This is a genomic window from Stenotrophomonas sp. CFBP8994 (assembly GCF_034044835.1).
GTDB lineage: Bacteria > Pseudomonadota > Gammaproteobacteria > Xanthomonadales > Xanthomonadaceae > Stenotrophomonas > Stenotrophomonas rhizophila_A.
This window is the reverse complement of the sequence record NZ_JAXCWT010000003.1, coordinates 162038-180836: the sequence shown is the minus strand read 5'-3', so window position 1 is coordinate 180836 and position 18799 is coordinate 162038. Positions and strand designations below refer to the sequence as shown.

Annotated in this window: 17 protein-coding genes; 14 read left to right on the top strand and 3 right to left on the bottom strand. The window is 67.3% G+C overall.

Features of this window, described 5'->3' with window-relative positions:
* The first annotated feature begins 134 nt into the window (after window positions 1-134).
* Entirely contained in the window at window positions 135-908 is a 774-nt protein-coding gene (locus SOM39_RS09290; RefSeq protein ID WP_184124495.1) for a transglycosylase SLT domain-containing protein, read from the top strand.
* A 7-nt stretch (window positions 909-915) separates the two neighbouring features.
* On the opposite strand, the gene SOM39_RS09285 is transcribed toward SOM39_RS09290, so the two are convergent.
* Window positions 916-2436: a hypothetical protein gene (locus tag SOM39_RS09285; protein WP_320458171.1), complete on the bottom strand. Its 1521-nt coding sequence runs from the start codon at window positions 2434-2436 to the stop codon at window positions 916-918.
* Window positions 2437-2576: 140 nt separating this feature from the next.
* On the opposite strand from SOM39_RS09285, the gene SOM39_RS09280 reads away from it, so the two are divergent.
* The gene (locus SOM39_RS09280) at window positions 2577-4661 is read left to right on the top strand and encodes an NHL repeat-containing protein (RefSeq protein ID WP_320458170.1); all 2085 of its coding nucleotides are present in this window, start codon (window positions 2577-2579) and stop codon (window positions 4659-4661) included.
* 13 nt (window positions 4662-4674) lie between these two features.
* Here the strand turns inward: SOM39_RS09280 and SOM39_RS09275 are convergent, their stop codons facing one another.
* The gene (locus SOM39_RS09275; protein ID WP_320458169.1) at window positions 4675-5049 is read right to left on the bottom strand and encodes a YciI family protein; all 375 of its coding nucleotides are present in this window, start codon (window positions 5047-5049) and stop codon (window positions 4675-4677) included.
* Window positions 5050-5260: 211 nt separating this feature from the next.
* On the opposite strand from SOM39_RS09275, the gene SOM39_RS09270 reads away from it, so the two are divergent.
* From SOM39_RS09270 to SOM39_RS09220, 11 genes are all read left to right on the top strand, one after another.
* A complete protein-coding gene (locus tag SOM39_RS09270) occupies window positions 5261-5680 on the top strand; it encodes a YciI family protein (protein WP_095364561.1) in 420 nt (139 codons plus the stop codon).
* A gap of 30 nt (window positions 5681-5710) precedes the next feature.
* Window positions 5711-6136 (top strand): VOC family protein, encoded by a 426-nt coding sequence (locus tag SOM39_RS09265; protein ID WP_320458168.1) that lies wholly within the window; start codon window positions 5711-5713, stop codon window positions 6134-6136.
* A gap of 16 nt (window positions 6137-6152) precedes the next feature.
* Window positions 6153-6560, top strand: coding sequence for a VOC family protein (locus SOM39_RS09260; protein WP_068848929.1), 408 nt, complete (start codon window positions 6153-6155; stop codon window positions 6558-6560).
* 57 nt (window positions 6561-6617) lie between these two features.
* Window positions 6618-7880: an RNA polymerase sigma factor gene (locus tag SOM39_RS09255; protein WP_320458167.1), complete on the top strand. Its 1263-nt coding sequence runs from the start codon at window positions 6618-6620 to the stop codon at window positions 7878-7880.
* Between the two features lie 102 nt (window positions 7881-7982).
* Window positions 7983-9188, top strand: coding sequence for a hypothetical protein (locus tag SOM39_RS09250; protein ID WP_237334311.1), 1206 nt, complete (start codon window positions 7983-7985; stop codon window positions 9186-9188).
* Window positions 9179-10279, top strand: a complete 1101-nt coding sequence (locus tag SOM39_RS09245) for a hypothetical protein (RefSeq protein WP_320458166.1) — start codon at window positions 9179-9181, stop codon at window positions 10277-10279. Before SOM39_RS09250 ends, SOM39_RS09245 begins: the two co-directional genes overlap by 10 nt.
* 65 nt (window positions 10280-10344) lie before the next feature.
* A complete protein-coding gene (locus SOM39_RS09240) occupies window positions 10345-11010 on the top strand; it encodes a hypothetical protein (RefSeq protein WP_068848935.1) in 666 nt (221 codons plus the stop codon).
* Window positions 11011-11028: 18 nt separating this feature from the next.
* Window positions 11029-12666: a CsgG/HfaB family protein gene (locus SOM39_RS09235; RefSeq protein ID WP_320458165.1), complete on the top strand. Its 1638-nt coding sequence runs from the start codon at window positions 11029-11031 to the stop codon at window positions 12664-12666.
* A gap of 152 nt (window positions 12667-12818) precedes the next feature.
* Entirely contained in the window at window positions 12819-14468 is a 1650-nt protein-coding gene (locus SOM39_RS09230) for a M28 family metallopeptidase (RefSeq protein WP_320458164.1), read from the top strand.
* 234 nt (window positions 14469-14702) lie between these two features.
* Window positions 14703-15962, top strand: a complete 1260-nt coding sequence (locus SOM39_RS09225; RefSeq protein ID WP_306989915.1) for a sensor histidine kinase — start codon at window positions 14703-14705, stop codon at window positions 15960-15962.
* Window positions 15952-16725, top strand: a complete 774-nt coding sequence (locus SOM39_RS09220) for a LytR/AlgR family response regulator transcription factor (protein ID WP_068848943.1) — start codon at window positions 15952-15954, stop codon at window positions 16723-16725. Before SOM39_RS09225 ends, SOM39_RS09220 begins: the two co-directional genes overlap by 11 nt.
* Before the next feature lie 60 nt (window positions 16726-16785).
* On the opposite strand, the gene SOM39_RS09215 is transcribed toward SOM39_RS09220, so the two are convergent.
* Window positions 16786-17400: a hypothetical protein gene (locus tag SOM39_RS09215; RefSeq protein ID WP_068854530.1), complete on the bottom strand. Its 615-nt coding sequence runs from the start codon at window positions 17398-17400 to the stop codon at window positions 16786-16788.
* A 322-nt stretch (window positions 17401-17722) separates the two neighbouring features.
* On the opposite strand from SOM39_RS09215, the gene SOM39_RS09210 reads away from it, so the two are divergent.
* Window positions 17723-18637, top strand: coding sequence for an oxygenase MpaB family protein (locus SOM39_RS09210; protein WP_320458163.1), 915 nt, complete (start codon window positions 17723-17725; stop codon window positions 18635-18637).
* Window positions 18638-18799: the final 162 nt, after the last annotated feature.

The window sequence follows — 18799 nt, the reverse complement described above, 5'->3', positions numbered from 1 at the left end:
CTTGCTTCGCCCACCCCGTTGGCCAACAGGGTCATTTTCTCAACCACCCGCATAGGCTTCACCTGCGGTTCGCACTGCCCGCCGGATGATCGCGCCACCCCTAGATCTGGCCGCCCCCGTGCGGCCCCGGAGCCATGAAGCCCCTGCTGCCTGCCGTGCTGGCCCTGTTGCCGTTGCTGTTGCCCGGCACTGCGTCCGCGCGCACGGTGTATCGCTGCGTACAGAACAACACCGTCAGCCTGGCCACGGCGCCGGAGCCGGGTTCGAAGTGCAAGGCGCAGCAGATCGACGACAACGCGGTGCAGGCTCCCAACCTGTGGGGCAACATGGGGGTGTTCAGCGGCACCTTGTATGAGCGCGAACAGGACGGGCAGCTGGTGTACTCCACCCGCAACCTTCCCGGTTCGCGGGTATTCCTGAAATTCACTGTGGCCACCCCACCAGGCGAACCCGCGCACGAAGGGCTGGGCAAGGTCGGCGCGCCGCAGCTCAACCGCCATGCGAAACAGTTCAAGGCGGCGGCGCGTGCCACGGGCGTGGACGATGCCTGGCTGCGCGCGATTGCCCATGCCGAAAGCGGCTTCGATGCCGGCGCGGTGTCGCCCAAGGGCGCGCAGGGGGTGATGCAGCTGATGCCCGATACCGCTACCGAACTGGGCGTGTCCGATCCGCTTTCCGCCGAGCAGTCGATCAATGGCGGCGCGCGGTACCTGAAGGCGTTGCTGGCGCGCTACAAGGGCGACCGCACCCTGGCGGCGGCCGCCTACAACGCAGGCATCGGTGCGGTGACCCGCTACAAGGGCGTGCCGCCGTATGCCGAAACGCTGGCCTACGTGGAGAAGGTGGGCACGCTGTACGCGCGCTACCGCGAGGCGATGGGGTTCAAGGCGGAAACCCCGGCGCGCTGACCTGCGCTCAGAAGGTGAACAGCGGGTAGGACTCGATGCGGCCAACACGACGCACCGCAGCCTGCACATCGGCACGTTGCTTGAGCTGCTTCCAACGCGCCGTAAGCAGGACTTCCTCCGGCAGCGGTGGCGCATCGCGCGTGTCCTGCAGCTCAAGCAGGGCATCGCTGCGGTCCATCGGGTCCTGCAGCTGGACGATCAGGCCGGCCGCGGCTTCGTCCATCCGATTCTCCAGCAACAGCGCCTCACGGTAGTGGCCGGGGGTTTCAACGCGGCTGGCGAACAGTTGCTCGCGTGCGCGCGACGCTGCGGCGGCATCGTCGAGCTGCAGGGCTGCCTGCAGTTCGATCACCGCCTTCGTGCTGCGGCCATACGTGCTCATGTTGTCCAGGCCCTGCATCGTTTCGCGTGCCATCGACGGACGGTGCAGGGCGGCATACAGGTTGGCCAGGTTGAGGCGCTGACTGACCGTATCGCCCGCGGGGTCGGCCATGCGGATCGCCAGCAGCTGCGCGCCTACCGCGTCGTCGGCCTTGCCCAGGCGCCGGTAGGCGCGGCTGCGGGTGTCGAGCATCCACGCAATGTGGCGCGCCATCTCCGGCGGCGCCGAACGCGCGGCCGCGGCAGCCTCGGCGATGGGTGCGGTCATGCCCACCACTTCCTGCAGCTCGCCGGCCACCATGAGCGCCGAGGTCAGTTCAACGGCGGTTTCATTCACGCCCGGTGACAGCATGGTGTCCACGCGAAGCCGGTCGATATGGCGACGTGCGGCGGCCACCGGGTCGTAGCGGGGATCATCGCGGCGCAGGAAGCGGTCAAAGCGCTTGTCGGCGCGCAGACGCACCAGCGGGATCGGTGCATCGATGCGTTCCAGCGCGGCAGCGACCTTGTCGGTCTGGCCGGCCTCGACCTGGAGGATGGCCAGGATGGACCACAGTTCAACCGGTTCGATGCCGTCGATCTTCCACTCGCGGTCGAACAGACCCTGCAGCACAGCCAGGCGTTTGGCCGGCAGGTGCTTCAGGTCCGTGTCCAGCTGCCACACCATCTCGGCGGACATGTCCGGCTGCCCTTCGCCATCGGCCAGCGCGAGAATGACGTTGTCGGCGGCGTTCTCCGGCGTGCCATCGACCATCTGCGTCCACGCCAGCCGCAGCCGCGCGTAGGCGTTGCGTGGATTGATCGCCAGCGCCTGCTGCAGGCGCTGCAGGGCGATGTCGTCCTGCTTCTGTGCACCGGACACCATGGCCGCCGATGCCCATACGTCGCTGCGCTGGGCCACCTCCAGCTGCGCCATGCGCGGATCGACCAGCAGGCGATCCAGGGTAATGGCCGCGCCCAGGCTGTCACCTGCGTCGGACTGCTGCAGGGCGGCGCCTACTTCGGCCAGGAACGCGGCGTTGGCGGGCGATGCCTCAACAGTGGAAGCATCCAGGGTAGCGCCACTGGCAGCGGCGGCCGCGCCTGCGGCCGGCACCCCGCACAGCGAGAGCAGCAGGACGAGGGCAGTGCCGGTATGGCAGGTCATGCGGTGCTTCCTTCCTTGGTCTGAGCCACGATTGAAACCGGAACGCGGCATCCACACAAGTCGATGCGGACGCACGCAGGGTTTGCAGGCACGCGGCGAGCGGCTAAGGTCGTGTCCCGAACGAGCAGGCAAGGACAGCGATGACGCGCGCACGATGGGCAATGGTGGCGCTGGTAGGCGTGGCGGTGGCAGCGGCACTGGCGTGGACCTTCCTGCGCGAACCGGCCGCGCCGGCCCCGCCGCCGGGCCCGGTGGCCACGGTGCTGGGCTGGACCCCGCAGGTCAGCCTGCTGGCCGGTGACGGCGTGGGCGGGCTGCGCGATGGCGCGGCGGCGCAGGCCCGGTTTGCCGACCCCTACGGCCTCGCACTGGATGCGCACGGCGTGCTGTATGTGGCCGATGCGGGCGACAACAACCGCATCCGCCGGGTGTTTGCCGATGGGCGGGTGGACACGCTGGCCGGGCAGGGCGAGGGCTGGCGCGATGGCCCGGCGCTGCAGGCGCAGTTCAATACGCCGTCAGGCATTGCACTGGATGGTGCCGGCAATGTGTTCGTCGCCGATACCGGCAACCACGTGATCCGCCGGATCGGCGCCGATGGTGTGGTCAGCACGATTGCCGGTGATGGCACCGCCGGTTACGCCGATGGCCCGGCCGCACAGGCGCGCTTTGATGGGCCGATGGGCGTGGCGGTGGATGCCGGTGGCCGTGTGTTCGTGGCCGATACCTGGAACGACCGCATCCGCGTGATCGAGCCCGATGGCCAGGTGCGCACGCTGGCCGGCGGTGATGCGCCGGGCAACGTGGATGGGGCAGGGGTGGGCGCGCGGCTGGATACGCCCGTGGCGTTGGCGCTGGATTCCCACGGCAACCTGCTGATCGCCGACCTGCTCAACGCCGCGATCCGCCGGCTGGCGCCGGACGGCACGCTGGATACGCTGCTGGCCCGCGGCAGCCTGCTAAACGGGCCGCTGGCGCTGGCGGTGACCCACGATGACGTGGTGTATGTGAGCGATTTCGACGGCAAGGTCGTGCAGTTGTCGGCACTGGGCCATGTGGTGGACCTCACCGGCGCGTCGGCGCAGCCACGCTTCTCGCGTCCGGGCGGGCTGGCGCTGGATGCCGATGGCGGGCTGTATGTGTCCGATGCGGCGTCATACCGGGTGCATCGCCTGCGTGCGCTGGCGGTCGGCGCCACGCCGGCGCCGTCATTGATCGGTCCAGCCGCCGATGCCGCGCTGCCGGACACCGGTGGGCGCTGGCCGCTGGCTCCGCAGCTCGGCTGGCATGAGGTGGTGGGCACGCTGGGTGAGGTGCGCGGCAACTTCAGTGGTGAGAGCCGCCACCACCTGCACGATGGCTTTGATATCCGTGGCGATGTCGGGCAGACGGTGCTGGCGATGGCCGATGCGAAGGTGAGCAGTCCCTTCCCGAGCTGGTCGGTGGGCGGGCAGGCCGAAGGGTTGTCGCTGGACCGGCTGCGCTACATCCACATGAAGGTAGGCCGCGATGCGCGTGACCGCGCGTTCGACGCGCGCTGGCCGCAGCTGCGCGACCTGGACGGCAAGCTGGAGCGGGTACGCGTTCGCCGGGGCACGCGCTTCAAGGCCGGTGAGCCGCTGGGCAGCATCAACCGCATGGCGCACGTGCACCTGAGCGTCGGCGCGGGTGGATTCCAGCGCAATGCGGTGGCGCTGGGCTTCGTGGGCTACGCCGACAGCTTCGCGCCGCGTATTACGGACGTCGCGGTGCTGGATGACCTGGACCAGCCGATCAAGGCCGGGGCGAACGGGCGCGTGCCGATTTCGCGCGTTGGGCCGGGCGTGCAGATCGTGGTGGAGGCGTGGGACCAGGTGGACAACAACCTGCCGAGGCGTCGGTTGGGGGCATATCAGGTGGGGTACCAGATCCTGGACGCGGCTGGCACGCCGCTGGCGGGGTACGAGCAGCCGCGCTTCAACATCGTGTTCAACCGGATGCCGCGCGAGGACAGTGCCACGGTGGTGGCGTATGCGCCGGACAGTGGGATTACCGTGCACGGCAGTGCGGTGACGCGGTTCCGCTACCTGGTGACCAATACGGTGCGCGATGGCCTGGTGGAGACCGGGCGCTGGCAGCCGGAGGCATTGCCGGCGGGGGATTACATCATTCGTGGGAGCGCGCGGGACTACAGCGGGAACGAGGCGATCGGAGAGCGCGAGTTGAAGGTCACGGTGTTGCCGTGATTTCCAGGCAACCTCAGGCGCCGACCCGGCGGCGTTCTGCTTCGAAGTCGGCTACCGGGCGGACTTCGATGCTGCCGTAGCGCGACCACGGGAACCCTTGGGCGATGCGCAGGGCTTCATCGTGGTCGCTGGCGTTGATGAGGTTGAAGCCGGCGAGGAGTTCGCGGGTTTCGGCGAATGGGCCGTCGGTGATGCGCACCTGCGCCTGGCGCGTGCGCAGGGTGCGCGCCTGGGCGACCGGCTCGAGCTGCTGCGAGGCGACCAGCGTGCCTTCGGCCTTCAGCGTGTCAGCATGCTGGATGCAGCCGCGCATCATGGCGTCGTATTCCTCGGCGGGCACGTCCTGGATCAGGGATTCGTCGATATAGATCAGCAGCAGGAATTGCATGGCCGGCGCACCGCTGGGCAGGGGATGCCCATGATGCCCCAGCCTGCGCTGCGGTCCTGTTGCAGTGCAGCGCTGCCGGCCCGTTCAGGGCCGTGACCGTCAACAGCTGCCGGCATCGGAATATTTTTTGGCAGGCATGTCGATTTCCGTTCCACTGGGGCGTCGTATCTCATGAAGGGCCCGCCAACCGGGCCGACAACGAGGAAAGCCGATGAAAGTCATGGTGATCGTGAAGGCGACCGAGGCCACCGAGGCCGGGGTGCTGCCCACCGAAGCGCAGTTCCGGGACATGGGCGCCTTCAACGAGGAGCTGGTCAAGGCCGGGATCATGCTGGCCGGCGATGGCCTGCGCCCCAGCAGCCACGGCCGCCGGGTCGCCTACACAGGCACGGCACCGCAGGTGATCGACGGCCCGTTCGCCGAAACCCGCGAGCTGGTGGCCGGGTTCTGGCTGTGGCAGGTGCGTTCGGTGGACGAAGCCACCGAATGGCTCAAGCGCGCCCCGTTCCTGCCCGGCGACGTGGTGGAGATCCGCCCGTTCTATACCGAAGAAGATTTTGGCGAGGTTTTCACCCCGGAATTACGTGCGCAGGAACAGCGTCTGCGCGAGCAGATCGGCCAGGCCGACTGACCCACCCCCCGTGCTTTTCAGGAGATTCCCATGAAACTGATTCCATTTCTTGGCTTCAATGGCCAGACCCACGAAGCCATGGCGTTCTATGCCCAGGTGCTGGGCGGCAAGGTCACCTCGGAAATGAAGTACAGCGACATGCCGCCCAGCGACAACATGGACGGCTGTGGCGACAACCCTGGCCCGTCCGATCCGAACCTGATCGCGCACAGCCAGCTGGAAGTGGGCAGCGCGATCCTGATGGCGGCCGATGGCCCGCCTTCTTCGGGCCAAGGCACCACCACGATCAACATCGAGGTGGAAACCGAGGAAGAAGCCGAGCGCTTGTTCAAGGCGCTGTCCGAGGGCGGCAAGGTCACGTTCCCGATCGGCGAAACGTTCTGGGCCAAGCGCTGGGGCATGCTGGAAGACCGCTACGGCAAGCCGTGGATGGTCAACTGCATGAAACCCTACTGATCACGGGAAACCCATCATGACCGACACGCCCCAGATGATCTTCGTGAACCTGCCCGTCCGCGACCTGGACAGGAGCAAGGCGTTCTTCACCGCGCTGGGTTTCACGCCCAACCTGACCTACACCGATGACAAGGCGGCCTCGTTCAACATCAGCGACACCATCATGCTGATGCTGCTGCTGGAGCCGTTCTTCGCCACCTTCATCAACCGGCCCATCGCCGATGCGCGCAAGCAGGCGCAGGTGATTCTTGCGTTGTCTTCGCCCAGCCGCCCGGCGGTGGATGAAACCCTGGAAAAAGTGCTCAAGGCCGGCGGCAGTGAACCGACCCCGCCGCGCGATTACGGCTTCATGTACCAGCGCAGCTTCGAGGACCTCGATGGCCACCTGTGGGAAGTGGCGCACATGGATGGCGAACCCGGCTGATGCCAGGTGCCGCGCCGCACCTTGTGCGGCGCGGTGACGGATGCTCTCATTCGCCGCATGGAAGCTGCGCTGACACAACGACTGGATACCCTCTGGCGCATGGAGTCGCCGGCGCTGATCGCACGCCTGGCGCGGATGCTGGGCGGCGATATCGGGCGTGCCGAAGAACTGGCCCAGGACACCTGGCTGGCCGCGCTGGAGCGCTGGCCCACCCAGGGCGTTCCGGATAATCCGGGAGCGTGGCTGATGACTACTGCACGCAATCGCGCCATCGACGTGCTGCGCCAGCACCAGCGCGTGGCCGGCCAGCATGCGCAATGGGGCAGCGAGCTGGAGCCGCAGCCCTTGCCGCTGCCCGACGACAGCGACGCCCTGCAGGACGACATCGGGGATGACCTGCTGCGGCTGATGTTCGTGGCCTGCCACCCGGTGCTGTCGGCCGATGCACGGGTGGCACTGACCCTGCGCCTGCTGGGCGGCCTGACCACCGATGAGATCGCGCGCGCGTTCCTGCAGCCGGAGCCGACCATTGCCCAGCGCATCGTGCGCGCCAAGCGCACGCTGGCCGACAAGCAGGTGCCGTTCGAAGTGCCGCGCCAGGCGGCATTGCCGGAGCGGCTGGGCTCGGTGCTGGCAGTGGTGTACCTGATTTTCAACGAAGGCTATGCGGCCAGCAGCGGCGATGACTGGATGCGCCCGGCGCTGTGCGAGGAAGCCCTGCGGCTGGGGCGGGTGCTGCAGCAGCGCCTGCCGACCTGGCCGCAGGTGCACGGCCTGCTGGCGCTGATGGAACTGCAGGCCTCACGCGCGGCCGCGCGCGTGGATGTGAACGGCAATCCGATCCTGCTGCCCGACCAGGACCGCAGCCGCTGGGACCACCTGCAGGTGGCGCGCGGGCAGGCGGCGCTGCAGCAGGCTGTGGCGCTGGGTGGGGCCGATGATGGCTACGTGCTGCAGGCGGCCATCGCCGACTGCCACGCGCGCGCGCGCCACGCCGATGCGACCGACTGGGCGCGCATGGCCGCGCTGTATGCGCGGTTGGGGGAAGTGCAGCCGTCACCGGTGGTGGAACTCAACCGCGCGGTGGCGGTTTCGCGCGCGGAAGGGGCGGCAGCCGCATGGCCGTTGGTGGAGCAGCTGGCCGACGATCCACGGTTGCGCGACTACGCGCCGATGGCGGCGGTGCAGGGTGACCTTTTGTCGCAGATGGGCCGGCACGCAGAGGCGGCCGATGCCTTTGCGCGGGCGGCGCGGCTTACTCCCAACGCGCGCGAACGCGCGCTGCTGCAGGCGCGGGCGGCGCAGCTGCAGCCGGACTGACACAATTCTCCACTTGCCCGAAACCTGAACAGGCACTATGGTGGCGCCTCACAAAAGTGACCGGGCGCCTTGCCGGGTCCGTTCGAGAAGGATTGCGGGACGATGGTTTCAGGGAAGAAGCGTACGCGCGCGCGTAGCGCGTGGCTGCTGTTGTGCGGGTTCGTACTGGTTGGCACTGCCACCTTCGCCAGCGCCGCGCAGGCCGCCGACAAATCGCAGCAGGCCTATTGGGCCGGTTTTGCCTACACCGCCGACCAGAGCGCCGTTGAAGCCAGCACCCCGCGTGCGGCCGCCGTGCTCAAGGCGCGTGGCCTGGCCCCGCTCAACCAGGCCCTGTGGGCCCGGCTGCAGGCGCAGCGCCCGGCCAGCCTGGAACTGATCGACCAACCGCTGGCGATGCTTGATGGCACCACCAGTGCCACGGTGCTGGCCACCGCGCTGGACCGCGAGCTGGTGTCGATCGAACCGATCGGTGGCCAGTACAAGGTGCTGGTGGAAGTGGCGCTGCAGGCGCTGTTCTTCGATTTCCGCGAACGCCAGGTGGTGGCGTCCTACCCGATCACGCTGCAGCGCATCGACGTGATGGAGTTCCTGCCGGACGAGGACGACATCGATGCGATCGTGGCCGACCTGCTGTACGGCAAGGCCGCCACCGGCCTGCCGCAGGTGCTGGCCGATACGCTGGCCAAGGCAAAGCTGCCGGCCGCGTCGACGCGGCGCCTGCAGGTGGGCGAGGTGACCCTTTCCGACGCGGTGCGCGCCAAGCTGCCCGACGCGGTGGATGAGCAGGTGCTGCGCGCCACGCTGGCCCATGAGCTGTCCAAGACGCTGTCGTCCAACACCGGCATCGGGCTGCTGCCGCCGGCCACCGGCCAGGCGATCGGCGGTGCGATGGCCGCACGCTTTGCCGACGGCAAGGTGTACCAGCTGAAGATCCCCGAGCCGGATTACGTGGTGAAGCTGCGCCTGGATGCGCTGAAGAACGGCGTGATCAATGAAACCCCGGCGATGAAGACGATGCTGTTCGGCGCGTTCTTCCAGGCCACGGTGGTGGAGCCGTTCTCGGGCAAGGTGTTCTTCGACCAGCCGCTGCGCAAGGGCGCCACCAAGGTGGTGCCGTCGACCCAGTGGCATGTTGACCAGTGGTCGGCCAGCTACGAAACCACGCTGGCCGGCCTGGACGCCTTCGCCGGCGCCGCCGCCAAGCGCGCGGATTCGAAAGCGTGGCTGGACGAACAGAAGCCCGGCGGCAAGCCGCTGCAGCAACAGACCCAAGCCCTCCAGGAGTTGATCACCTCATGCCGTTGATTCGTGCCGTACTGCTGATTCTCATTGCACTGCTGGTTGCCGCGCCGGTTTCGGCGCAGACCGCCAGTTCCCGTGGTACCGGTTCGGCCAGCTATGGCCTGCGCCTGAGTGCCGACACCCGCGCCCAGGCCCTGAACAAGGCCAAGGTCAATGCACTGGAGGCGTACATCGCCGAATCCGGCGCGGCCAAGCTGCGCCTGTTCGAAGACCGCCGCGCCGAGTTCATCGGTGAAATCGACCGTTACGTGCTGTCGGCGGTGCCGCTGTCGGATACCGAAGACAAGAAGGCCAAGACCTACACCGTCAGCGTCCGCGCCGAGATCAATACCACCCTGCTGCAGACCAAGCTGGATGCCGGCTCGGCCACCGCCGGTGCACGCAGCAATGAGCGCTCGATGCTGACCTTCCTGTTCATGGCGCGCTCGCAGGACACCGTGCAGTCGTTCCAGGACAAGGAATACCGCCGGGTCGACGCCAGCCAGAGCTACGACGAGAAGACCCGCGAAGGCGACAGCTTCCGTGGCAACTCGGTGAGCACCAACGGCAGCATCAACCAGAACGCGTCGGTGTCGATCACCGCCGGTGGCAGCACCACCGCGCGCAGCGACAACATCGCCTGGAAGGTGGCCAACGCCAACGAGATCAACACCGCGATGACCGGCGCGTTCAGCGCAGCCGGCTATGAAGTGGTGGAAGCGGAATACGTGGAAGGCGAATCGCGTGGCCTGCTGAGCATTGAGCGCATCCGCAAGGACTTCAGCACCGGCAACGACCTGTCGGCCGCCACCCTGCGCGATACCGCCAATGGCATCAAGGCGGCCAACATCCCGTACCTGGCGGTCGGCACGCTGGACGTGGGCATGCGTGACCGCGATCCGGTCAGCGGCAACACCCGCGTGTTCGTCACCGTCACCGGTAAGGTGCTGGACGTGAGCGGCCGCTTCCCGAAGACCGTGTCGTCGGTGGGTCCGGTGCAGTTCTCCGGCACCGGTCCGAACGAGACCGTGGCCCGCACCAATGCGCTGCAGATCGCCGCCGAGAAGGGTGCGCAGCAGATGATCAACGAATTGAACGTCAAGGCCGTGCGTTAAGGCGTACCGACCAACGGTCGGTACCCACCGGTTCGCGCCAACATTTTCCAACAAGGAATTACCCAATGATCCGCAAGACCCTCATCGCCCTGGCCATCGCCACCACCTTCGCCGCTCCGGCGCATGCGCAGTTCGGCAAGCTGAAGGACCTGGCTGGCGGCGGCAACAGCGCCGCGGCCGCTTCGGCCGGCGCCCCGGACGAAGCCGCGCAGGAAGCGCTGGTGCGTCGTTTCGTGTCCTCGCAGTCGCACTCGATCGACGCCCAGACCTCCTTCGCCAAGGCCTTCGGCCTTGCCGAGCAGGTCAAGCTGCTGGAAGCCGAGCGCATGGCGCTGTCGTCCGGTTCGGTCAATGTGGACCAGATGAAGAAGTCGGTGTCGGTCAGCGAAGCAGCCCAGGCTGCGATCGATGAGCGCGTGGCCGCGCAGCCGGAGCTGAGCGCCGAATCCAAGCAGCACTACACCACCGGCCTGGTCGCCCTGGTCGCGTCGGCTGCCGAAGGCCAGAAGCTGAGCGGTGAAGCCAGCAACTTCGCCAACGGCATGAAGAGCCTGAGCGGCACCCAGCTGGTCACCGTGGGCCGCAAGCTGGCCGCCGGTGCGTGGGTGGCCAAGGAATCGCCGGGCTACCTGAAGGGCCTGTACTCCTCGTCGAAGGCCGCACTGACCTTCGCCCGCGCCGCCAAGATCAAGGTGCCGGGCAACGCCGAGTCGATGCTCGACAGCCTGTAATCGAAAGGAACGCCACGCATGCAGACCTCATACCGACTGTTGAGCCTGGCCCTCACCGCTGCCCTGCTTGCCGCCTGCGGCAAGCAGGAGGCACCGGTGGAGGCGCCCGCACCGAAGGCGGAATCGAAGCTGGAAGCCCCGGCCGAGAAGCCGCTGCGCGGGTCCCCGGACTTCGGCGGCACCACCCGGGTGGCGCGCGAAGCCGAGGGCATCGGCAGCACCCCGGAGCTGGCGGTGCTGGCCGCGCTGCAGTCGGCGGTGGCGCAGGTCAATGGCGTGCGTGTCGCCAGCCAGATGCAGAGCCTGCGTGCGGGCCTGCATGTGGACGTGGATGGGGAACACGTCGGCGATATCCGCGCCGACGCGTTTTCCCAGCAGATGATTGCCGCCTCGCAGGGGGCGGTGCTGGGCTACGAGATCCTCTCGCAGGAAGAAGTCAGCCAGCTCGATGAAGAAGTGATTGCCCGCGTGCGCGCCAGCGACGCCGGCTACAGTTATTCGGCGTCTGCCTCGGCCAGTGGCTCGGCGCAGGCGCAGGCAGAGGCTGCCGGTGGCGGGAGTTCCGCATCGGCCAGCATCAAGGAAAGCTACAAGGAACAGGCCAGCGTGGACGCCAAGCGCGGCGCGCAGTCGTTCGAGTCCGATGTCAGCCGCCGCACCATGCGCAGCTACTGGAAGGTGCGCGTGCGTGCCGACATCGCCAAGTACCGCGCCCCGGACGAACAGGGCCGGCCGAAGATCGTGGTGGCGCAGCCGCACGTGCGCAGCGGCACCTATGCCGTCGGCGATGGCCGGGTGGCCAGTGACGAAGTGGCCGCGGCGATCCGCGCGCGCCTGAACGACACGCTGACCCAGACCAAGCGCTTCATCGTGCTGGACCGTGAGTTCGGCGAGGAGATGCAGGCCGAGATCGACCACATCAACAGCGGCAACGTGCGCCTGCAGGACACCGCGCGGCTGGGCCAGCAGCTGGCCACCGACCTGATCCTGATTCCGACCATCGAACGCTTCGAGTACCCGCGCAGCGTGCGCAACCTGCGCATGTCCGACCGCCAGGTGACCTCGTATTCTGGCGGCGGGCGCATCACCCTGCGCCTGATCAACGCGACCACCGGTGAGGTGGTGATGTCCGACAGCTTCGACCATCAGCTGGCCTCGACCGGCCCGAGCACCCTGCCGCGCGTGGTGGATGGCAAGGGCATGGCGGCGGCGATGATGGATTCGCTGTCCGGGCAGATCGGCACGGCGATCATCACCGAGATCTTCCCGGTGTCGGTGGTGGCCATGACCGGCGACCAGGTGGTGCTGAGCCAGGGCGGTGAATCGCTCCAGGCCGGCCAGCGCTGGCAGGCGGTGATGCTGGGCGAGGAACTGAAGGACCCGCAGACCGGGCGTTCGCTGGGCCGCAATGAAACCCCGTGCTGCACGATCCGGGTGGACCGCGTGGCATCGCAGACCTCCTACGGCACCATCGAAGGTGGGGCGGACCTGGGCGGCGCGAACTTCAAGCCCGGTTCGATCGAGCTGCGTTCGCAGGCCGGTGCGGTGAAGCCGGCCGCGTCGGCGGCGACGGCATCCAGCGGCAGCGCGAAGCCGAAGCCGACGCGCGCGGCGGCACCGAAGGCGGCGGCACCGGCGGAAGATCCGAACTGGTGAAACAGCGTACCGACCAACGGTCGGTACCTACCGGGGTAGCGCACGACCGTTGGTCGTGCGGCGGCGCGCAGCGCCGGGCGGTTCCGCGCGGAAGGCGGAAACGCCGGGAATGGGTATGATCAGAGGATGATGCCCCTGTCCCGGAGAAAACGATGAAGCGAGTGGTTTTGAGCGTGCTGGCACTGTCGGTGTCCAGCGCCCTGATGGCGGCGACGCCGAAATTCGATGGCGCGCGGATCTCCGCCGACGTCAAGGAACTGGCCTCCGACGCCTATGAGGGCCGCTCGCCCGCCACGGCCGGCGAAGCGAAAACCATCGCTTTCCTCAGCAAGCAGTTCGCGGACGCCGGCCTGCAGCCGGGCGGCGACCTGAAAGATGGCAAGCGCCTGTGGACCCAGGCCGTGCCGCTGCTCAAGGGCGATATCGTTGGCACGCCGAGCCTGGCGCTGTCCAGCAAGGGCAAGCCGCAGTCGCTTACCCAGGGCCAGGAAATCGCGGTGCGCGCGGCCATGAACGGCGCGTCCGAAGTGGATATCCAGAACGCCCCGCTGGTGTTCCTGGGCTACGGCGTGAACGCGCCGGAGCGCAACTGGAACGACTTCAAGAACGTGGACCTGAAGGGCAAGATCGCCGTCGTGCTGATCAACGACCCGGATTTTGAAACCGGCGAAGGCGACTTCGACGGCAAGGGCATGACCTATTACGGCCGCTGGACCTACAAGTACGAAGAGGCCGCCCGCCAGGGTGCGCTGGGCGTGCTGATCGTCCACGAAACCGCGCCGGCCTCCTACGGCTGGGCCACGGTGGCCGGTTCCAACACCAACACCATGTTCGACGTGGTCCGCGACAACCCGGCCGAAGCACACCCGCTGCTGGAAGGCTGGATCCAGCGCGACCTGGCAGTGGACCTGTTCAAGCGTGCCGGGCAGGACTTCGAGGCGCTGAAGAAGCAGGCCCAGCGACGTGATTTCAAGCCGGTGGAGCTGAAGGGCGAAACCCTGTCGGCCAAGTACGCGGTGAAGACCGAGGTGATCACCTCGCACAACGTGGCCGCGCGCCTGGAAGGCAGCAAGCACCCGGATGAAACCGTGGTGTACAGCGCGCACTGGGACCATATCGGCGTGGGCAAGCCGGATGCGAACGGCGACACCATCTTCAACGGTGCGCTGGACAACGCCAGCGGCACCGCCTCGCTGGTGGAACTGGCCCGTGGCTTCGCCAAGGGCAAGCGCCCGGAGCGTTCGGTGCTGTTCCTGGCCGTGACCGCCGAAGAGAAGGGCCTGCTGGGTTCGGAGTTCTACGCCAGCCACCCGCTGTACCCGCTGGCCAAGACCGTGGCGGTGATCAACATGGATGGCATGGCGCCGTTCGGCCCGTCGCGTGATTTCGGCATCTATGGCTCGGCCAAGCTGGAACTGCTGGACCAGCTGAAGGACGTGGCCCAAGGCTGGGATATCCGCTACACCCCGGATCCGAAGCCGGAAGCGGGCCTGTTCTTCCGTTCCGATCACTTCCCGTTCGCCAAGCGTGGCGTGCCGGCGGTTTCCTACTCGGCCGGCCAGGACTGGGTGGACGGCGGCGTGGCCGCAGGCAAGGCGGCCTCGGACGATTACACCGCCAAGCGCTACCACCAGCAGGGCGACGAGTGGCAGCCGGACTGGAAGTTCGCCGGCGCCGCCCGCGATCTGGAAGTGCTGTACACGCTGGGCAACCAGCTGGCCAACTCCCGCAGCTGGCCGAACTGGAGCGATGATTCCCAGTTCCGCGCACCGCGGGATGCATCGGCTGCCGATCGGAAGTGATCGAACCCACCCCGCCGGCACCGCCGGCGGGGAACGCGGTCCCGCGATGGTGACGGCGTGGAACGGGACATCCGCTGATCCGTGGTCGCAACCGGGTTGAATGGAAGACCGAAGACTTCCGTCAGGCGTTCAAGAAGCCCCCTTCACCACCGTTTTCAGCGGTTTCGTCGCATCCCGCTTGTGCCCTCCACGGGCAGGGCTATCCTCACACCATCCCATCGTGAAGACGCCGCCGTGTTTGCCAGCCTTTCCCTGATTCTCCGTATTCTGGTGGCCTGGGCCGCGGCGATCGTCGTGGCCGGGTTCGTGTGGAGTGGCTTCTTCCACGGCATGGATGAAGGCCCGGGCTGGGTGTTCGGACTGCTGGCGCTGTTCCTGATGATCACCGCGCTGGGCAGCTGCATCACCCACCTGCGCCGGGTCTCGACCCTGGCCGGGCGCCTGGATGCGGCCACCCTGTCCAGCCGCCAGCGGCGCCAGATCGAACTGCCGATGGACGCCGGCGAGGCCTTCAGCCTGGTCGAACAGGCGATCAAGGAACTGCCGCGCGTGGAAGACATCGAAAGCGCCGCCGGCAGCCTGCAGGTGCGCGCCTATGTGCGCCGCGTGGACCCCTACAACGGCCGCCCGCCGTCGCGCTGGAACCTGCCGGCGCGCTGGGCGATCAAGCGCAACAGCGTGCTGGCCACGGTCGCCCCGGGGCAGGGTACCAGCAGCGTGACCCTGGTCTTCGAGCCCGATGCCGGGGTGTGGGCCGACCTGCTGGCGGTGGACGAAGGCAGCAACTACGAGAACGCCGAAGCGGTCAGCCGCGCCATCACCCGCCGCGTGTCCGAACAACGCCGCGACGAGCAGGCGGCGGCCGAACAGACCGCCACGGAAAAGGAACTGTCGGTGGCGCGGCTGAACCTGCTGCACGCACAGGTGGAACCGCACTTCCTGTACAACACACTGGCCAACGCGCAGGTACTGACCCGCACCGATCCGCCGCGCGCCGACCAGATGCTGGGGCACCTGATCCAGTACCTGCGCAGTTCGCTGCCGAGCGTGGACGAATCGATGTCCACCCTGGGCGTGGAGCTGGAGCGCACCAAGGCCTATCTGGAAATCCTCAAGATCCGCATGGGCGCGCGGCTGGCACTGCAGGTGGATGTGCCGCCGGCGCTGGAAACCGTACCGCTGCCGTCGATGGCGCTGCAGACGCTGGTCGAGAACGCGATCAAGCACGGGCTGGAGCCCAAGCCCGGTGGCGGCACGGTGTGGATCATCGCGCGCGCCTTCGATGACCACGTCACCCTGACCGTGGCCGATGACGGCCTGGGCTTCGGGCAGGGCAGCAGCGGCACCGGCATCGGCCTGAAAAACCTGCGCGAACGGCTGCGCCTGACCTGCGGTGAACGCGCCGGCGTGGCCATCGTGTCCAACTTCCCCAGCGGCGTGGCGGCAACGATCACCTTGCCGCGCGACGCACGCGAGGCGATCCATGCTGCTTGATGCCCTCATTGCCGAAGACGAAGACCTGCTGCGCCAGTCGCTGGTGGCCCAGCTGCAGCGGTTGTGGCCGGAACTGCGGCTGGTGGCCGAATGCGAAGACGGCGCAAGCGCGCTGGAGCGGTTGGCCGAACTGAAACCGGACCTGGCCCTGCTCGACATCCGCATGCCTGGCATCAGCGGCATCGAGGTAGCGCGCGCGCTGCCGGAGATCAGCCCGCGCACCCAGGTGGTGTTCGTGACCGCCTACGACCAATATGCGATCGATGCCTTCGAGCAGGGCGCGATGGATTACCTGCTCAAGCCGGTCAGCGACGAGCGGCTGCTGGCCACGCGCGAGCGCATCCTGGCGCGCATGCAGATGGGCCGGCCGGACAACGCGATGCTGGAGCAGCTGCTGCAGCGCCTGGGCCAGCAGCCCGGGGCGCACTCGAACGCGCCGCCGCTGGCGTGGATCACCGCCAGCAATGGCCGCGATACGCAGCTGATCATGCTCGAAGACGTGGTCTACTTCCGCGCCGACAGCAAGTACACCACGGTGGTGACCGAGGCGGGCGAAAGCCTGCTGCGCACGCCGCTGCGCGAGCTGCTGGAAGTGCTGGACCCGCAGCGCTTCCGCCAGATCCACCGCTCCACCATCGTCAACATGAAAGCGGTGGCGGCGGTGAGCCGCGATGACACCGGCCGTGGCCAGCTGCGCCTGAAGCAGCGGCCGGAAGTGCTCAACGTGAGCCAGCCGTTCATGAGCCTGTTCCGCGGCATGTAGAAAAACAATGCCACCGTGTTCGCGCACGGTGGCATTGGGATCCCCCTGGATCTGGTGGGGTCAGAAGGCCGGTTGCAGGTGCAGGTTCTGGCCGGGGTCGGGTTCGCCGACGTGGTTGAGCTGGCCGACCAGTTCCGAATGCTGCTTCATGCGCCCGATCTCCCGCATGATGCGGATGTCTTCGTGGCGCAGCTCACGCCTGGCAGTGACCGCCTGCTTGTAATCGAGTACTTCCGGGTAGAGCTGGGCCATGTCCAGCGCTTCGGCCACGCATTCCACGGTATCGGCATCGGAGGTGATCCGCGCCCGGCTGTTGAATGCCTTCATCCAGCGCTCGAAGCCGGCGGTGTGGTCGAACATATTGGCCATGAACCAGATCACGAACAGGATCGAGACCCACGAGCCGAACACGATCACCACGCGGGTGAAGGTGATATGGAAGTCGTCCTTCCACAGGTAGTTGGCGATCAGCCCGAGGATCAGCAGCGAGGCCGCCTGCCACCCAACGATGGACGCCATCAGCCACTGGCCCTTGGCCTTGGCCAGGGTGGCCACTTCTTCGCGGATCTGCTGCTCACTCTTGTTGCGCCAATGCGCGACCTGCTTTTCGAACGGGCTGCCGTAGAGCTCGTTGTCCTGGAGCAGTAAACCTAAACCTTTGAACAAAGCGATCATCACGGGCTCCTTCGGGAACGTGCAGCGGCGCATTTGGACGGACGGTGAGGCGGGTTCAGTTCTAGCACTTTCATTTCGCTTGGCAATGGGCAGTGCGACAAAACGCCGCAGGGGACTTAACTGAATGCGCAGGGCGCCGAAATTTTTGCGCGGTGCATCATGTAAAACTGCCGGTGAAGCGAAAAATTCCCGCCGTTTTCTGCTGCGACCGCACAATGTGTAGGCCGGTGCCGTGCCGGACGTGGTCGGGGCGACGTGGATCACGCAGAATTGACGCAACCGCGCAGGATCGCCGGCCTCTTCACCCATGGAAGCACCCCCGATGTCGTCACTGCTGCACCGCCTCACCCGCCCCGCCACCGTACCGATCCGGCGCTGGGTGCTGGGTGCGTTCCCGCGCGGGCAGAGCGGCATCGATTACGACCACCCGCTCGGCGACCCGGGCTGGTTCGGGCCCGATAGCGTGACCTGGCGGGTGCATGCCGAGTTTCCGGGGATGCTGGCCGGCGGGCTGTGCGCGCTGATGCTGCAGACCCTGCACCCGCTGGCACTGGCCGGGGTGTATGACCACTCCAACTTCCGCGACGACCTGGTGGGGCGGCTGCGCCGCACCACGGCGTTCGTGGCATGTACCAGCTACGCGGCGTCGGGCGAAGTGGAAGCGTTGGTCGGGAAGGTGAAGCGCATCCACGCACACGTGCGCGGGCAGACGCAGGATGGGCAGGCGTATTCGGCCGATGATCCGGCGTTGCTGACCTGGGTGCATGTCACCGAGGCATACGGCTTCCTGCAGGGCTACCGGCGTTACTGCCGCGAGGTGCCGGAGCCCATCGCCGACCGGTACTACGACGAGTACCGGCGCGTGGCCGAAGCGTTGGGTGCCACCGATGTGCCGGCTTCGGAAGCGGAGGTGGAAGCGTATTTCGCGCGGCAGCAGACGCTGCTGCGGTTCGATGCGCGCTCACGTGAAGTGCTGGCGGTGTTGTCCAGCATCCGGCTGCCGGTACCGATGGCGGGGCTTTCGCGCGAACTGTTCCTCGGCGCCGGTGCTGCGCTGCTTCCAGAGTGGGCCACGACGATGCTCGAACGAACGCCGTTGCAGCGCACCCAGGCACGGGCTTCCGCGCGGTTGCTGCAGGGCATGTCGCCCTTGTTCCGCCGCGCGCTGCAGGACGGCGTAGCGGCGCGCGCCTGCGCGCGTGTAGGCGTGCCAACAAGCGCGCTCGCCCATTGGTGAACCGGATGACGGATCGGTAGGGTCGGTTCCCAAACGACTGCCGATAACGTGTGCGATTTCATTTACGCATGACCTGAAACGAAGGCGTCTCTCCTTCAACGTCATGCGTCCCCGTGCCGATCATCGCTATCGGCAGTCGTTTGGGAACCGACTCTACCAGCG

Coding starts and splice junctions, on each gene's coding strand:
- SOM39_RS09290 (WP_184124495.1), top strand. CDS start 135: ATGAAGCCCCTGCTGCCTGCCGTGCTGGCCCTGTTGCCGTTGCTGTTG.
- SOM39_RS09265 (WP_320458168.1), top strand. CDS start 5,711: ATGAAACTGATTCCATTTCTTGGCTTCAATGGCCAGACCCACGAAGCC.
- SOM39_RS09210 (WP_320458163.1), top strand. CDS start 17,723: ATGTCGTCACTGCTGCACCGCCTCACCCGCCCCGCCACCGTACCGATC.
- SOM39_RS09240 (WP_068848935.1), top strand. CDS start 10,345: ATGATCCGCAAGACCCTCATCGCCCTGGCCATCGCCACCACCTTCGCC.
- SOM39_RS09235 (WP_320458165.1), top strand. CDS start 11,029: ATGCAGACCTCATACCGACTGTTGAGCCTGGCCCTCACCGCTGCCCTG.
- SOM39_RS09220 (WP_068848943.1), top strand. CDS start 15,952: ATGCTGCTTGATGCCCTCATTGCCGAAGACGAAGACCTGCTGCGCCAG.
- SOM39_RS09215 (WP_068854530.1), bottom strand. CDS start 17,400: ATGATCGCTTTGTTCAAAGGTTTAGGTTTACTGCTCCAGGACAACGAG.
- SOM39_RS09275 (WP_320458169.1), bottom strand. CDS start 5,049: ATGCAATTCCTGCTGCTGATCTATATCGACGAATCCCTGATCCAGGAC.
- SOM39_RS09280 (WP_320458170.1), top strand. CDS start 2,577: ATGACGCGCGCACGATGGGCAATGGTGGCGCTGGTAGGCGTGGCGGTG.
- SOM39_RS09285 (WP_320458171.1), bottom strand. CDS start 2,436: ATGACCTGCCATACCGGCACTGCCCTCGTCCTGCTGCTCTCGCTGTGC.
- SOM39_RS09230 (WP_320458164.1), top strand. CDS start 12,819: ATGAAGCGAGTGGTTTTGAGCGTGCTGGCACTGTCGGTGTCCAGCGCC.
- SOM39_RS09270 (WP_095364561.1), top strand. CDS start 5,261: ATGAAAGTCATGGTGATCGTGAAGGCGACCGAGGCCACCGAGGCCGGG.
- SOM39_RS09245 (WP_320458166.1), top strand. CDS start 9,179: ATGCCGTTGATTCGTGCCGTACTGCTGATTCTCATTGCACTGCTGGTT.
- SOM39_RS09255 (WP_320458167.1), top strand. CDS start 6,618: ATGGAAGCTGCGCTGACACAACGACTGGATACCCTCTGGCGCATGGAG.
- SOM39_RS09250 (WP_237334311.1), top strand. CDS start 7,983: ATGGTTTCAGGGAAGAAGCGTACGCGCGCGCGTAGCGCGTGGCTGCTG.
- SOM39_RS09260 (WP_068848929.1), top strand. CDS start 6,153: ATGACCGACACGCCCCAGATGATCTTCGTGAACCTGCCCGTCCGCGAC.